14 protein-coding genes are annotated in these 14,320 nt (G+C 74.2%); 4 read left to right on the plus strand and 10 right to left on the minus strand.

Features of this window, described 5'->3' with window-relative positions:
• Positions 1-21: 21 nt before the first annotated feature.
• A complete protein-coding gene (locus tag C6W10_RS03570; RefSeq protein WP_107256494.1) occupies positions 22-288 on the minus strand; it encodes a GlsB/YeaQ/YmgE family stress response membrane protein in 267 nt (88 codons plus the stop codon).
• 185 nt (positions 289-473) lie between these two features.
• On the opposite strand from C6W10_RS03570, the gene C6W10_RS03575 reads away from it, so the two are divergent.
• The gene (locus C6W10_RS03575; RefSeq protein ID WP_107256495.1) at positions 474-911 is read left to right on the plus strand and encodes an RpiB/LacA/LacB family sugar-phosphate isomerase; all 438 of its coding nucleotides are present in this window, start codon (positions 474-476) and stop codon (positions 909-911) included.
• A 61-nt stretch (positions 912-972) separates the two neighbouring features.
• Positions 973-2,220: an NAD(P)/FAD-dependent oxidoreductase gene (locus tag C6W10_RS03580; protein ID WP_107256497.1), complete on the plus strand. Its 1,248-nt coding sequence runs from the start codon at positions 973-975 to the stop codon at positions 2,218-2,220.
• A gap of 12 nt (positions 2,221-2,232) precedes the next feature.
• Here the strand turns inward: C6W10_RS03580 and C6W10_RS03585 are convergent, their stop codons facing one another.
• The 4 genes from C6W10_RS03585 to C6W10_RS03600 are packed head-to-tail and all read right to left on the minus strand — an operon-like array spanning position 2,233 to position 9,228.
• Positions 2,233-4,020 carry an ABC transporter ATP-binding protein gene (locus tag C6W10_RS03585; protein WP_107256499.1) on the minus strand — a complete coding sequence of 596 codons (1,788 nt, stop codon included), beginning with the start codon at positions 4,018-4,020 and terminating at the stop codon, positions 2,233-2,235.
• Positions 4,020-5,978, minus strand: coding sequence for an ABC transporter ATP-binding protein (locus tag C6W10_RS03590; protein WP_107256501.1), 1,959 nt, complete (start codon positions 5,976-5,978; stop codon positions 4,020-4,022). The genes C6W10_RS03585 and C6W10_RS03590 overlap by 1 nt, the downstream gene beginning before the upstream one ends.
• A complete protein-coding gene (locus C6W10_RS03595; RefSeq protein ID WP_107256503.1) occupies positions 5,975-8,191 on the minus strand; it encodes a hypothetical protein in 2,217 nt (738 codons plus the stop codon). Before C6W10_RS03595 ends, C6W10_RS03590 begins: the two co-directional genes overlap by 4 nt.
• Positions 8,188-9,228 (minus strand): hypothetical protein, encoded by a 1,041-nt coding sequence (locus C6W10_RS03600; protein ID WP_107256505.1) that lies wholly within the window; start codon positions 9,226-9,228, stop codon positions 8,188-8,190. Before C6W10_RS03600 ends, C6W10_RS03595 begins: the two co-directional genes overlap by 4 nt.
• A gap of 166 nt (positions 9,229-9,394) precedes the next feature.
• Between C6W10_RS03600 and C6W10_RS03605 the strand changes: the two genes are divergently transcribed.
• A complete protein-coding gene (locus C6W10_RS03605; protein WP_107256507.1) occupies positions 9,395-10,540 on the plus strand; it encodes a hypothetical protein in 1,146 nt (381 codons plus the stop codon).
• A gap of 187 nt (positions 10,541-10,727) precedes the next feature.
• On the opposite strand, the gene C6W10_RS37875 is transcribed toward C6W10_RS03605, so the two are convergent.
• The 4 genes from C6W10_RS37875 to C6W10_RS03620 form a co-directional block, all read right to left on the minus strand.
• The gene (locus C6W10_RS37875; protein ID WP_199853278.1) at positions 10,728-10,892 is read right to left on the minus strand and encodes a hypothetical protein; all 165 of its coding nucleotides are present in this window, start codon (positions 10,890-10,892) and stop codon (positions 10,728-10,730) included.
• A gap of 112 nt (positions 10,893-11,004) precedes the next feature.
• Positions 11,005-11,211, minus strand: coding sequence for a helix-turn-helix transcriptional regulator (locus C6W10_RS03610; RefSeq protein ID WP_107256509.1), 207 nt, complete (start codon positions 11,209-11,211; stop codon positions 11,005-11,007).
• The gene (locus C6W10_RS03615) at positions 11,211-11,690 is read right to left on the minus strand and encodes a DUF2975 domain-containing protein (RefSeq protein WP_107256511.1); all 480 of its coding nucleotides are present in this window, start codon (positions 11,688-11,690) and stop codon (positions 11,211-11,213) included. The genes C6W10_RS03610 and C6W10_RS03615 overlap by 1 nt, the downstream gene beginning before the upstream one ends.
• 239 nt (positions 11,691-11,929) lie before the next feature.
• Complete coding sequence (locus C6W10_RS03620; protein WP_107256513.1) at positions 11,930-12,352, minus strand: ATP-binding protein; 423 nt, start codon at positions 12,350-12,352, stop codon at positions 11,930-11,932.
• A 207-nt stretch (positions 12,353-12,559) separates the two neighbouring features.
• Between C6W10_RS03620 and C6W10_RS03625 the strand changes: the two genes are divergently transcribed.
• Positions 12,560-12,925 (plus strand): STAS domain-containing protein, encoded by a 366-nt coding sequence (locus C6W10_RS03625; RefSeq protein ID WP_107256515.1) that lies wholly within the window; start codon positions 12,560-12,562, stop codon positions 12,923-12,925.
• Positions 12,926-13,058: 133 nt separating this feature from the next.
• On the opposite strand, the gene C6W10_RS03630 is transcribed toward C6W10_RS03625, so the two are convergent.
• The gene (locus C6W10_RS03630; protein ID WP_234359377.1) at positions 13,059-14,315 is read right to left on the minus strand and encodes a PP2C family protein-serine/threonine phosphatase; all 1,257 of its coding nucleotides are present in this window, start codon (positions 14,313-14,315) and stop codon (positions 13,059-13,061) included.
• Positions 14,316-14,320: the final 5 nt, after the last annotated feature.

Genomic DNA, 14,320 nt, shown 5'->3' on the forward strand with positions numbered 1-14,320 from the left:
TCCCGGGACGGATGCCGCGTCCTAGACGCGGCGCCCGTAGAGCCCTGCGGCCAGGCTGACGCCGATGGCGGCGAGACCGACCTGGAGGGCGAGTTCGATCCAGTCGATGCCGGGGGTCTCGGCGACGTCGAAGGCGGCGGCGAAGACCGTGCCGAGCAGGGCGGCGAGGATGCCGATGAGCAGGGTGAGCCAGATCGGGATGTTCTGCCTGCCGGGTACGACGAGCCGGCCGAGGGCACCGATGATCAGACCGATGATGAGGGCGGTGAAGATGCCGCTGATCTCCATGCTGAGTCTCCTTCGCGTGTCGTTGAACCGGGGAGGCAGTGCCCGTTGGCCGGCTCGCAGAAACCTTCCGCCGGCCGGTACCCGCCTGCCGGGCGCCGCGTCCGGTCTGCCGCCGAGCGTCGCTCGACCCCTCCCCGGTTATCGCCGGGCACCCGCCGGCGGTGACGCGGTCCTATGCTGACCGGATGCGAATCGCCTTCGGCGCCGACGACGAGAACGAGGTGACCAGAGCGGTGCTGGGCTACCTTTCCGAGCTCGGCGAGGTGGTTCGGGTCGGTGCCGACGCACCGTGGCCCACGATCGGCGCCGAGGTGGGCCGGGCGGTGACCGGGGGACGGGCGGACTTCGGCGTCGTGATGTGCTGGACGGGGACCGGCACCGCGATCGCGGCGAACAAGATTCCCGGGGTACGGGCCGCACTCGCCTGGGAGCCGTGGATCGCGACCGGCGCGCGACTCTGGAACGACGCGAACGTGCTGGCGCTGAGCCTGAAGCGGCTCGCCCCGGACGTCGCCGTCGAGGTCACCCGGGCGTTCTTCGCCACCCCCCGGCCCGACCCCGACGAGGCCGGGAACATCGCCCGGATCTCCGAGCTGGAGCCGGGGCAGAGCCCGCCCCGGTGAGCTGGTCCACCGGCCGGGCGCCCCGCTCCGGCCGTCCCTCTGCTGTGGAAGGTGACGCCGAGTGCCGGCACGGGGGTACGACGTCATCGTCGTCGGCAGCCGGGTGGCCGGTGCCGCGACCGCCATGTTGCTGGGCCGGCGGGGCCTGCGGGTGCTCGCGGTCGACCGGGCCCGGTTCCCCAGCGACACCCTCTCGACGCACCAGGTCCAGGTGCCGGGGGTCGCCCGGCTGCACCGGTGGGGTCTGCTGGAGCGGCTGGCGGCGGCCGGCACTCCGGCCTCCCGCGACATCCGGCTCGACACCGGCGACGTCGTACTCGCCGGCCGCTACCCCGGCTACCAGGGCGTCGACGCCCTCTACAGCCCGCGCCGCACCCTGCTGGACGCGCTGCTGGTCGACGCGGCCCGCGAGGCGGGTGCCGAGGTGCGCGAGGGGTTCGACGTCGACGAACTCGTCCGGGACCGGGACCGGGTGGTGGGGGTGCGCGGACGGCAGCGCGGCGGCTCCCCGGTGACCGAGACCGCGTCGCTGGTGATCGGCGCCGACGGCAAGCGTTCGACGGTCGCCACCGGGGTACGGGCGGCCGTCTACCGGGAGCGCCCGGCGAGTACGTTCGCCTGTTACACGTACTGGTCGGGGGTCGCCGTCTCCGGCGGAGAGTTCTACCAGCGCCCCGGGCGTACCGTGGCGGTCTTTCCCACCAACGACGGCCTGACGATCGCCTACGTCGCCGGCCGGGCCACCGACTTCCCGGCGTTCCGGGCCGACGTCGAGGGCCAGTACCTCGGCACCCTCGACGGCTGCGGCGATCTCGGCGCCCGGGTCCGGGCCGGCGAGCGGGCCGAACGCTTCCGGCTGACGCCGGACGTGCCGAACGCGTTCCGGGTGCCGCACGGCCCGGGCTGGGCACTGGTCGGCGACGCGGGCCTGGTGATGGACCCGATCACCGGCCAGGGCATCGGCAACGCCTTCCGGGACGTCGAACTGCTGGTCGAGGCGGTCACCACCGGCCTGGACAGCGGCGGCCGGCTCGACGCCGAACTCGCCGGGTACCGGGCCCGTCGGGACACCGCCGCCGCCCCGATGTACGACCTCACCCTCGACCTGGCCTCCTTCCGGCCGCCCCGCGCGGTGGACCGGGAACTCTTCGCCGCGCTCGGCGAACGGCCGGCCGCCGTCGACCAGTTCCTCGGGGTACTCTCCGGGGCCGTCCCGATGTCCCGGTTCCGTTCGCCGGGCAACCTGCTGCGCCTGCTCGGCCCCCGGGCCCTGGTCCGGATCGCCGCCGCGGACCTGCTGCGCCGGTGATCCCCCGCCCGCTCAGCGGTAGGAGCGTTCCTGGATGGTGTACAGCTCGGCGTAGAGTCCACCGGCCGCCATCAGCTCGTCGTGGTCGCCCGCCTCGACCAGCCGACCGGCCGACAGCACCAGGATGAGGTCGGCCATCCGCACCGTGGAGAACCGGTGCGAGACCAGCACCGTGATGGCGCCGGTCTTCGCGGCGGCCCGGCCGGCGCTGGCGGCGTAGCGGGCGAAGAGCCGGTGTTCGGCCTCGGCGTCCAGCGCCGCGGTCGGTTCGTCGAGGACCAGCAGCAGCGGTGCCGGCCGCATCATCGCCCGGCCCAGCGCGATCTTCTGCCACTGCCCCCCGGACAGCTCCCGCCCGTCCCGGTGTGAGCCGCCGAGCGGGGTGTCCAGCCCCCGGTCCAGCTCGTCGACCAGGTCGACGCCCTCGGCTCGGTCCAGTGCGGCGAGCACGGCCTCGTCGGAGTCGACCCGGGGCAGGTCGCCGACCCCGACCGCCTGCCGGGCGGCGAGTTCGAACCGGACGAAGTCCTGGAAGCCGACCGCGATCCGGGCCCGCCAGTCGTCGAGCGGGAACCGGGCGATGTCGACGCCGTCGGCCTCGATCCGGCCCCGGTCCGGCTCGTACATCCGACTCAGCAGCTTGACCAGGGTCGTCTTGCCGGCGCCGTTCTCGCCGACCAGGGCCACCGTGGAGCCGGCCGGCAGCAGCACGTCCACGCCGTCGGCGACGGTACGCCCCGTGCCCGGGTAGTCGAACCCGACCTCGCGCAGCCGGATCCCGTGCCGCAGCCGCGCCGGTACGGCGGCGTCCGCCACCGGCCGGGGCGCCCGGGCGGTCAGCTCCCGCAGCCAGCGGAAGCCGGCCAGGGCCAGCGCCACCCGTTGCAGGTCCCGCAGCAGGCCCACCATGGCGCTCACCTGCTGGTTGACCAGCGCCGCCAGCGCGATGACGAGTACCACGTCCCCGACGCTGCGCCGACCCGCCACCGCGTCGCGCAGCACCAGCAGCGCCGCAGCGGCGTACCCGAGGGCGAAGCAGGACTGGCCGGCCGTGCGCAGCAGCGCCGCCCTGATCTCCGCCGGCCACAGCTCGCGGATGGTGGCCCGCCACAGGGCGCGGTGCCGGCGGCGGATCTCGGCGGTCATCCCGGAGACCCGCAGTTCCTTGGCGGAGCGCGGGTCCGTGGCGAGGTCGAAGAGGTGCCGCGCGCGGCGGGCGGTCTCGGCCGTGCCGTCCCGGGCCCGGGAGAGCAGGATCTCCGCCCGCTGCCCGAGCAGCATCGGCGGTACGGCGGCCAGCGGCAGCAGGAGCAGCGCCGGATGGAGCCGGGCGAGCAGCACGGCGGTGACGGCCACCGCGACGGCGGTACCGAGCCCGGACAGCAGTGACTCCATGCTGCGCCAGCCGACCCGCTGCAACTCCTGGGTGAGCGTCTGCATCCGGTCCGCGTAGTCGGGGCGCTCGTGGTGCTCGATCGACGGGGAGCCGGTGACCACGTCGATGAGCTGCCGGTCCTTGGTGAGGAGGTTGACCTCGCCGAGTTCGAAGTAGGCGATGTGCGCGAAGTGCCCGAGGGTGAGCGCCGCGACGGTCCCGGCCGCGGCGGCGCAGCCGGCGAGTACGGCGGTCGGCCGGTCGCCGCGCAGCACCGCGTCGGTCAGCGCGCCGAGCGCGGCGGCGACCAGCGGCAACGCGGCTGCCTCGGCCAGTTTGAGGAGTACCGCCAGGATCAGCTTGGCCGGCCGCTGCCGCCAGGAGAGCCGGACGAGTTCGACGCAGCCGCGTACCGTCTCGGTCATCACCGGTCACCGCCGTCCGGCGCCGTACCGCTGGGCTCGGCGGCGAACCGTTCGGCCTGCAACTGGAAGAGTTCGGCGTACCGGCCGTCGGCGGCGACCAGCGTCTCGTGGTCGCCCTCCTCCACCACCCGGCCGTCGGCGAGTACCACGATGTGGTCGGCGTGCCGCACGCTGGAGAAACGGTGCGAGATGAGCAGCGAGGTCACCCCACGGGTCAGCGCCACGAACCGGGAGAAGAACGCCGCCTCGGCCCGCACGTCGAGCGCGGCGGTCGGCTCGTCCAGGACGAGCAGCCGGGCACCGCACTCCACCCCGTAGAGGGCGCGGGCGATCGCCACCCGCTGCCACTGTCCACCGGAGAGGTCGACGCCGTCCGGGTAGGTGCGCGACAGCGGCGTCTCCAGGCCGGCGGGGAGCCCGTCGAGCAGGTCGGCCAGGTCGGCGCGGTGCAGGGCCCGCCGGATCCGGTCCGGGTCGCGCGGCGCGTGCACGGCACCGAAGGCGACGTTGTCGGCGATCGACAGCTCGTACCGGACGAAGTCCTGGAAGACCACGCCGATCTGCCGGCGCCAGGCCGCGACGTCGAAGTCGCGGATGTCGACGCCGCCGAACCGGACGGTCCCGGCGGTCGGTTCGTGCAGCCGGGCGAGCAGTTTCACCAGGGTCGTCTTGCCGGCTCCGTTGAGGCCCACCAGGGCGGTGCAGCGGCCCGCCGGCAGCGTCAGGTCCAGGTCGGTGAGCACGTCGTGCCCACCACCCGGGTAGCCGAACGTGACCCGGTCGAACCGGACGGTCGGCTCCGCCACGTCGGCCGGATCCGGCCCGTCGGCGCGGGGGCGGCCGGCGTCGGGTCGGTCGCTGCGAACCCGGGCGGGCCCGGCCGGAGCGGCGGCGACCGGCGGGAGGGCGGCCGGGCCGGCGACCGGCGGGAGGGCGGTCGGCCTCATCGCGTGCTCGAACCGCGCCACGGCACCGGCGACGAGCATGCCGAACTGGCTCGGCGAGTCCGCCTCGGGGTAGTACTCGCCGAGCAGCAGCGCCGCGACCGTCGCCTGGAGGGCGAGCGCCAGCTCGGTGAGGGTGATCCCGGCGGTCGCGGCGTCCGCGATGGCCGTGAAGACCCCGACCGCGATCACCAGCCCGACCAGCGTGTACCCGAGATAGGGCCAGAGATAGACCCGGCGGCGGGCCCGCCACACCGGCGCCAGCCAGTCCCGGTAGGTGCGCTCGTAGCGTTCGGCGAGCCAGCTGCCGAGCCCGAACACCCGCAGCTCCTTGGCGGCCCCCGGCCCGAGGACGAGCCCGCGCAGGTAACGCCCCCGCCGGATCAGCGGGGTCACCGCCACCCACACCTGCGAGTACTTCCGCAGGCCGCCGCGCTGACCGTACCGGAACAGCAGCGTGGTGACCGCCAGCAGCACCGCCGGGAGCCAGCCGACCACGACGCCGACGAGCAGCGCGAATCCGGCCAGCCGGACGTACCGGGCCAGCAGGGCGAGCAGCCCGGCACAGCCCATCCCCGGTGTCTCCCAGTTGCTCTCCAGCCGGCGGGCCGCGTCCGCGAGGGCGTCCAGCGCCGCCGGATCCTCCATCCGGGCGATCCCGGTGCCGCCGAGCGCCGCACCGATGACCCGGTCGTGCACGGCACCGTCCACCCGCAACCGGACGAGTTCGCCGAGCGCGACCTGCACCGGCGTGAGGGCCTGCTGGGCCAGGAACAGGGTCGCCGCCACCGCGAACGCCGAGAGCAGCCCGGTCGCGGCCGGCGAGTTCGGGCCGGCGTCGATCGCCGCCGGAAGCCGCCCGACCATGACGCTGCTCGCGACGACGAACGCCACCGGCAGCACCCCGAGGGCCAGGTTGACGCCGATCAGGGCGCCGACCAGCCCCGGGCCGGCCGACCGCAGCTCGCCGAGGAGCAGCAGGCGCGGCCGGACCGCCTCCGCCCGCCAGCTCACCGGGTCGCCCCGTCCAGCGCCGGCAGCGCCGACCGCAACCGGTAGGCGTACGGCAGCGCCCGGAGGAAGAGCCGGACCTCGTCGCGGACCCGCGCGTGCACGCCGGCGGCGAACCGGGTACCCGCCGCAGCCCGGCTCCGCTGGTCGGGCGGTTGGTCGGCGGGCACCGCTGCCAACCCGAGTTCGGTGTCGATCTCGCCGATCAGTCGACGGGTCCGGGCCGCCTTCGCGGTGACCCGGCCGGCGAGTTCGACCGCCGTCGTGGCGCCGTCCGCGAGGACCGGACCGGCCCAGCGGCCGTCGGACCAGCCGGCCTCCCGCTCCAGTACGGCGATCGCGGCGGCCCGCTCGTCGGCGGTCAGGGTACGCAGTCGTCGCCGGGTCGACCTGACGTCCATGAACGCGATGATTCCCTCCGGGACGAGTACCTGCACGCAGGCGGTGAGCACCGGTGCCGGCAGTGGGCGGCGCTCCCGCAGCAGCCGGGCGGCGGTACGCAGCAGCGCGGCGGCCGGGGTGGCCTGGTCGGCGTACCAGCGGGACCGCAGCCGGGTCAGCGCCCGCCCGGCCGCCGGCACGCCGATCCGGGCCTCGACGGTCGAGAGGAACCGCAGGTGCGCCACGGCCCGCCCCCGGTACGCCAACCCGTCCCGGAACAGCTCGGCGGCGAGCCGCGCGGTCGCGTCGGGCAGGTCCTCGTCGAGCCGGGCCAGGCCGTAGCGGCCGAAGGCGTCCGGGTCGAATCGGTCCGGTGAGGTCTCCGCGTACCCCCGCCGCACCTCTTCGAGCAGCCGGTTGACCAGGTCGCCCTCCCGTTCCTGCCGGTGCGCCAGGAACGGGCCGGTGTGCCGTGGCCCGCGCTCGTGCAGCAGGAAGGCGGCACCGGACTCGCGCGGCCGCAGCCGCCCCCCGGTGCTGACGAACAGGCTGAGCGCGAGCGCGAAGTCCTCGTTGCGTCCGTGCCGGACCGCGAACTCGACCCCCTCGTCGGTGCCGCTGGTCACGAACGCGCCGCCCCGGAACTTCCGAGGCCCCCCGGCCAGCGCCGCCTGCCGGACGTGCCGCACCGGCGGATCGCTGTCGCAGACGTCGATGCTGCGCTCCGAGGCCACGAAGAACCGTTCCAGCAGCAGCGCACTGCGTCGGTCCGGATGTCCGGTGTACGCGGCCGAGACCAGGGTCGGTTCGGTCTCCTCCAGGATGCCGAGCAGGTCGGTGGGGTACGCCCGCAGTGCCGCCCGGGTCGTCCGGCCGGTCAGCCGCCCGGCGAGCAGCCGCCCGGCCGGCAGTGCGCCGCCCCGCTCCCCGGTCGGGGCCGTACCGGCATCCGGCCGGGCGGTCCGCTCGACGTCGCGTACCACCGCCTCGGCGGCGCGGCGCTGCTCGGGGAGCGGGACGTCGAGCGCCGCCGGCCGTACGTCGTCGTCGCAGACCAGTACCCGCCGGCCGGCGGCGGAGAGGATCGCCCAGTTCCGCTGTTCGGCGGCGGACCCCGCCCAGGTGCCGTCGGCCCGCCAGGCGCCGAGCAGTCGGTCGAGGACCGGCCGGTCGACGTCCCCGCCGGGAAGGCTCCGCTCGAACGCGGCCCGCACGGCGTGCTTCTCCGCCGGCCCGACGTAGCGGATCCGCAGGCCCGCCGATCCGGCCTCGTGCACCACCGACCGGACCCGGGGCCGGTGCACCGGACCGGAGTCGTCGTAGACCACCACCTCGACGTGTTGCCGCCCGAAGCGGCGCAGGTTGTCGTGCAGGGCGGCCAGGCAGCCGGCGAGGGTGTCGGGGCGGTCGTGGGTGATCACGGCGATCCGGTCGATCCGCCCCGGCCACGCCTGGTACGGCACCGCCCGCCCCGCCACGACCCGGTCCGCGAGGTCGTGCACGAGCGACCGGGGCAGCGCCGGAGTCACCGTCGAGGCGTCGCTGAGCCGGTATTCCCGGCCGCCCCGGGGCGTCACGAAGAGCTGCCGCCCGCCGTACAGGGCAAGCTGGTCGAGCAGCACGAACAGCTCGGCGGCGACGCGGGCGTCGGGTACCCGGACCATCGCCTCGCCGCGCGCACCCGCCAGCAGCTCCACGGCCTCGCCGTGGTCGCGCAGTCGGGTCGTCAGCTCGGGTGCGAGCACGCCGGCCAGGCAGGTCCAGCCCCGGATCCGCCGCAGCACCGCGTTCACCAGCGCGGCGTGCGGGGGTACCGGCGATCCGGTCACCGTCATCGCCGCGCCGTGCCCCGACCGGCCGGCGCGGCCGCCGCACCGCCCCAGGCGACCGGGTCCTCCGGCGAGAGGCAGGCCGGATGACTGAGCAGGGCGCGATAACTCTCCATACTGGACGAGACCGCGTGCTGGGCGACCGGCGGCAACGTGCGGGGATCGCACGGCACCGGGCGGGACGCGTAGAGGCGGGTCGCCGTCCAGGCGCGGCCGACCCACCGGCGTCCCTCGTCGCGGTCCAGGCCCTCCTCGAACCACCGGCCCGGCGGCTGCCACGGCCCGGTCACCATGCGCTCGTCGAAGCGGACCGCCAGCCGGTCACAGACCTCCGCGATCCGTCGCGGCCGGCTCTGTAGGTCGCCGAAGTCGACGACGGCGAGTCTGCGGACGCCCGCCCGCGTCAGCGCGGCGACGAGGTCGACCGCGCGGAGCCAGCAGAGCACGCCGACCCGGAAGATGGCCCGGTTGAACCACTCGGTGTCCGAGGCGCAGCCCTGCCGCTGCGGCTGCACGTCGTAGAGGTCGCCGATCAGCCGGTGCACCGGACGGAAGTCGCGGGTCCGCCGCAGGTAGGCCAGCACGTCCTGCCAGCAGCCGCGCACCCCGGAGCGGACGATCGGGAAGTCGGCGCAGGCGGCGACCGCGTACCGGTCGAGCAGCCGGGCCGTCTCCCGCCGTCCGACCGGGACGCCGGTGCGTTCGACCAGCTTGTCGCGGAGCAGTTCCCGGTTGCCGAGTACGGCGAGCAGCTCCGAGGCGACCTGTTGCACCGGGTCCCGGACGACGACCAGGAACCGGTCGTACGGGGCGAAGAGCTCGTCGGGATGGTCGGGCAGGAACGCGGCCTGCTCCTTGACGTACGGCAACCGGCCCGGCGCCTCCCGCTCGACCTCGCGCAGGGCCCGGAACAGCCCGTCCCGGCCGTCCTCCAACAGTCGGGACCGGAGTACCGCGGCGACGTCCGGGCTCTGGCCCATCATCCGGGCGACCGCGTTGGAGCCGCCGCGCGGCACCGAGATCTGTAGGACCTTCGGGCTCATCGGCCCACCGCCGGCGGGCACAGCCATGGTGCGTCGCACACCCGTCTCACGCTCCCCCGTGACACCCGCGCGACGGCCTGACCGGCGTCGGCGGCAAACACCGAGACGATCTATGCGAGTCTATGTACCCCGTTCGACGTCCGTCCATGCGTTAAGCTCCGGTCACATGGCCGTCGATGATCGGAAGTCCCCCGGGTCCGCCGCCGAGGAGCCCGTGCTGTCGGCCGCCGTGATGACACACCCGAGGCGGCTACCCCAGGCCCGCGCGGTCGCGGCCGGTCTCGCCCCGCTGGATGCCGCGCTCGCCGTCGACCCGGAGCCGGACGGGCCGCCGAGCACCGTCCGCAGCGCCCGGCTGGCCTACGCCGCCGTCTCCCCGGCGGCCACCCACCATCTCGTGGTGCAGGACGACGTCCGGCTGCCGGCCGGCTTCGCGACCGCGGCCCGGCAGAGCCTGGCCCGGCAGCCCCGGGCGGCGGTCAGCTACTTCGTCGAGTGGGGCTCCCGGACCGCGTCGCTGGTCCGGTTCGCGGCGCTGACCGGCGCCTCCTGGGTGCCCATGGTGAATCCGTACGTGCCGACCCAGGCCCTGGCGCTACCGGCCGAGACGGCGCGCGATTTCGCCGCCTTCCTCTCGACCCAGCCGGAGACCGGCAGGGCCGACGACGAACTCGCGCTGGACTTCCTCCGTCGGGCCGGAGTGCCGTGCCTGGTGACGGTGCCGAACCTCGTCGAGCACGACGACCGGTCCAGCCTGATCGGCAACCACGACCACGGCGTGCGGCTCTCCGCCTGCCTCCTCCCGGACGGTCCCGGGACGGCCGGCGAGACCGCGCCGCTCACCGGGCCGGTCCTCGACGTGCCGCCGATGCTGCCCTTCCTGGCCTGGACCGACGGCACCGCCACCACCATCGACACCACGGACGGCTCCTACTCGACCCGGCTGCCCACCGGCCGGGTGCTCGCCGCCGAGGGCTGGGACGAGACCGGGCTGACCGGCGCCTACCGGGCGGCCGTCGACGGGATCCCGGCCGGCGACACGGTGCGCGCCGAGATCGGCGACCGGCACCTCTACGCGCTCTGGCAGACTTCGGTGGCGATGGGAGCGGTACTCCGCAGCACCTGGCCGGGCACCGCCGCGCGGCTGGCGGCCCGCCTGGAGACCCCGCTGGTCGAGCGCGCCCTGCGCACCATGGGCCCGGGGGCACTGCGGACGTTCCACGACTTCGACCTGTTGACCGGCCGCGAGGAGGAGTTGGCCGCGCTGGTCCGCACCGGCCTCCGGCACGGCGCCGCGAGGCCGTCGGGCTGACCAGCGCGGCACCGGCGCCGCGAGGCCGTCGGGCTGACCAGCGCGGCACCGGCGCCGCGAGGCCGTCGGGCTGACCGGCGCGGCAGCGGCGCCGCGAGGCCGTCGGGCTGACCGGCGCGGCAGCGGCGCGCGCGGCGAGGCCGTCGGGCTGACCGGCGTGGCAGCGGCGCGGCGAGGCGGTCGTTCGCTACCGGCTGCGCCGGGCGACCCGCACGCCGTAGGCGATCGTGCCGACGACGAGCAGCACGCCGATGAGCTGGAGGCCGGGCGAGTCGTCGGCTCCCCCGTACAGCACGGCGGCGACGCCGAGGGCGACGACGAGCAGGGCGACGACGACGAGGACGTACTTCATGGGTTCTCCGTTCCGGGGCCGGACCCTCCGCCGATCCCGACGGTGCGCCGGTCGACGTGGTCGGTCTGTTCGGTGTGTTGGGCGCCTGGCAGGCGGGCGGCGCCACGACGGTTCATTCCTCGACCCACTCGAGCAGGTCACCGGGCTGGCAGCCGAGCACCCGGCACATGGCCTCCAGGGTGCTGAACCGGACGGCCTTGGCCCGGCCGTTCTTCAGCACGGCCACGTTCGCCGGGGTGAGCCCGACCCGCTCGGCGAACTCACCGACGCTCATCTTGCGCTTGGCCAGTTCGACGTCGATGCGCACGACGATGGGCATCAGATCACCGCTTCCATGTCGGTCCGCAGTGTGGTGGCCTGTCGCAGCAGCGCACGCATCACGACCATCAGCAGCCCGAGCACGGCGACACCGATCGACATCAGGAAGAGCAGCAGAGGTAGCCCGGGGTCGTCCGACTTGAAACCGACGTAGAGGAGCACGCCGACCAGGACGATCCAGGCGGCGGCGATGGCCCAGAGGATCGCGTCCACCCAGGCCAGCGACGCCTCACTGAAGATGCGGTCGTTCTTGACCATGGTGAGCAACTTCCAGGTGGCCACGATCACCACCTGGACGCAGAGCACCCAGAAGACCGAGACGGCGGTCATCGGCCACCTCAGGTACGCGAGTTCCGGGGACTGCTCGGCCATGTACGCGAACTGTCCGGGCAGCGAGAAGGTCTGGAACATGACCAGCACCCCGAACAGCAACACCAGGAGGACTCGGAGTGGGGCGACCGCTCGATGTTCGGTAAACATGCATCGACTATCACTCGCTACCTATCGAATGTCAATAGGCTTGGAGTCGTCCGGGCGCCGGGGAACGGTCGACAGGGTGTGGGAGGGGCCGGCCGACGACGTCGTACTCCACCAGCACCGGGGCGTGCTCGGAGCCGGTTCGGGAGCTGAAGGGGTCACCGGGGGGCCGGGCGGCGTCGACCCCCGCCGGACCGGGGAACGGCGGCGACGCTCGCCGCGCCAGCCGGCCGGAGGTCAGATCATCCCCGCGGTGGTGCCGGTACCGCGGTGAGGTGTTTGGTGATGCGCAGCAGCACCCGGTCGGGCGGGCCGGGGACGAAGACGGCGGTGTCGGCGAGCGCGGCGATCAGGGGCAGTCCACGGCCGCCGACCGTGAGCGGGTCGGGAAGACCGGCACGCAGCCCGGCGCGGTCCGGGGTGCTGCCCCGGTTGCCGACCTCGATCAGGCAGGCGTGCTCGTCGATCACGATGGTGATGTCGACCGTGCTCTCCGGCTCGGCGTGCACCACCGCGTTGGCGCATGCCTCGCTGATGAGTACTGCGAGGTGCCCGCAGGCCTCCTCGGTCGCGTCGGTCAGGCTCAGCAGGGTGGTGAGGACGTGACGGGCGCGGGTCACCGGGGACGGCTGCCGCGGAAGCGACAGCGTCGTGGTCACGCGCATTCCGCAGCTCCTTCTCGGTCCAGCCGTGACCCCGCTGGACCTGGGTCACAGGCTGGCCGGGATGTACAGGTCGTGATTGTGATCAAAACTACCCGAGGTTGCCGAGCTGAAACGGTCAGGGTGCCGACTCACGGTACGGCTCGCCGGCGGCGGTTCGGCCGTCGGCCGCATAGGGTGGGTTCGGATCATCGGAGTGGGGAGGCTGTCGTGAATCTGCTGGTGGCGGTCCGGCCAGGCCGGGGTTGCACCGTACTGGAGGTGGCCGGTGACCTGGACATGGCGACGTCTCCACAGCTGCGCGACAGCCTGCAACAACTCGTCGACGCAGGGCACCGCCAGGTGGTGGTGGACCTGTCCGGGGTCGGATTCATGGATTCCAGTGCGCTGGGCGCACTGGTGGTGATGTTCAAGGCGTTCCGTGACCTCGGCGGCCGGTTGTGCGTCGCCGCGGTGCAGCCGGCGGTGCGGAGCGTGCTGACGATCACGTCGGTCGACCAGGTGCTCCGCGTCTACGACAGCGTGCAGGCGGCTGAGGACGACGTGCCGACCGAGGACGGCACCGCACGCGGGTAGCACGGGCACCCGGGTGGCACCGGCACGGGCACCGCACCCGGGATGGCGCGCGGGCAGCCGGGGCGGTACGGCAGCCGGGGCGGTACGGCAGCCGGGGCGGTACGGCAGCCGGGGCGGTACGGCAGCCGGGACGTCAGTCGGGCAGCGGCGTGCTGACCCGGGTCTGGTCGGCCCCGGCGCTGGTTCGCCGGTTCTCGCCGTGCCCGCCGTGCCAGTCGAGGATCAGCAGGGTGGCGTCGTCGGCCAGGGTCGGTCCGCTGACCTCGATCACGGCATCGGCCAGCGCCCGGACGGCCTCGCGCGGGTGCAGTTCGACGAACGACCGCAACAGGGCCGGCAGGTCGAGGCTGGCGGCGTTGCGCTCCCGCATGCCGTCGGTGAGCACCACCAGCCGGTCACCGGGTCGCAGCGCGAGTTCACCGGCGCGGTAACCGGCCTCGGCGAACATGCCGAGCGGGAAGTTGCCCGGCAGCGGCAGCGGCCGGGTGGCACCGTCGCGGACCAGCAGCGGCGGCACGTGTCCGGCGTTGACCAGGGCGCAGACCCCGGTGCGCAGGTCGAGCCGGCCGAGCAGCGCGGTGATGTAGCTGCCGGGCACGATGGCGTCCTCGGCCACGGCGGCGTTCGCGGCCTCGGCCTGCTCCACCAGGCCAGCCGCGCGGCGGCGGCTGTTACGCAGGCTGCCCACGCCCAGGGTGGCGGTCAGCGCGCTGGTCACCCCGTGTCCCATCGCGTCGGTGACGCTGAAGTGCAACAGGTCGCGGGCGAGGCTGTAGTCGAAGGTGTCCCCGCCGATGCTGGCGGCCGGTTCGAGCCAGCCGGAGAGGGTGAAGGCACTGGCCTCACAGGTGAACGCGCCGGGCAGCAGGCGGCGCTGGATCTCCGCCGACAGGGTGAACGGGGTGGTGCGCTGCCCCCATTCGAAAAGGTCGGTGTGCCGCCGGTTGGCGATCACCACGAAGGCCAGCGCGTGCGCCGTACGGGCGATCTCCGCCAGCGCGGCCTCGGCGGGTTCCTCCGGCAGCACCATCTCCAGCAGGCCGATCGCCTCACCCCGGTCGGTCACCGGCGCCAACACCGTCCAGCCGTCGGGCTTCCCGGCGACCTGCACCGTCTGGCTGCGTAGCGCCTGCTCGGCGGGACCGCCGTCGAACGGCATCACCGTGGCGGTCTCGTCACCGTTGCGGCGCCCCTCGCCGGTGCCCCCGATCGGCACGTGAGCCAGCCGAACCAGCGCCCGGCCGCTGAGGTCCGCGATCAGGAACGTGACCGTACGCGCCCCGAGCGCCATACCAAGTTCCCGGGTGACCGCCTCGACCGCCTCGACCGGCGAGGCGTTCTCCGCCGCCTCCAACAGGTCGGCGAGAACCTGCCCTCGACTAGTCTGCACGCCGG

The organism is Plantactinospora sp. BB1 (assembly GCF_003030385.1).
Lineage (GTDB): Bacteria > Actinomycetota > Actinomycetes > Mycobacteriales > Micromonosporaceae > Plantactinospora.

Excerpts from the sequence above, each read along its gene's own strand:
- C6W10_RS03570 (WP_107256494.1), bottom strand. The coding sequence starts at position 288 with ATGGAGATCAGCGGCATCTTCACCGCCCTCATCATCGGTCTGATCATC.
- C6W10_RS03575 (WP_107256495.1), top strand. The coding sequence starts at position 474 with ATGCGAATCGCCTTCGGCGCCGACGACGAGAACGAGGTGACCAGAGCG.
- C6W10_RS03585 (WP_107256499.1), bottom strand. The coding sequence starts at position 4,020 with ATGACCGAGACGGTACGCGGCTGCGTCGAACTCGTCCGGCTCTCCTGG.
- C6W10_RS03595 (WP_107256503.1), bottom strand. The coding sequence starts at position 8,191 with ATGACGGTGACCGGATCGCCGGTACCCCCGCACGCCGCGCTGGTGAAC.
- C6W10_RS03600 (WP_107256505.1), bottom strand. The coding sequence starts at position 9,228 with ATGAGCCCGAAGGTCCTACAGATCTCGGTGCCGCGCGGCGGCTCCAAC.
- C6W10_RS03605 (WP_107256507.1), top strand. The coding sequence starts at position 9,395 with ATGGCCGTCGATGATCGGAAGTCCCCCGGGTCCGCCGCCGAGGAGCCC.
- C6W10_RS37875 (WP_199853278.1), bottom strand. The coding sequence starts at position 10,892 with ATGAAGTACGTCCTCGTCGTCGTCGCCCTGCTCGTCGTCGCCCTCGGC.
- C6W10_RS03610 (WP_107256509.1), bottom strand. The coding sequence starts at position 11,211 with ATGCCCATCGTCGTGCGCATCGACGTCGAACTGGCCAAGCGCAAGATG.
- C6W10_RS03615 (WP_107256511.1), bottom strand. The coding sequence starts at position 11,690 with ATGTTTACCGAACATCGAGCGGTCGCCCCACTCCGAGTCCTCCTGGTG.
- C6W10_RS03620 (WP_107256513.1), bottom strand. The coding sequence starts at position 12,352 with ATGCGCGTGACCACGACGCTGTCGCTTCCGCGGCAGCCGTCCCCGGTG.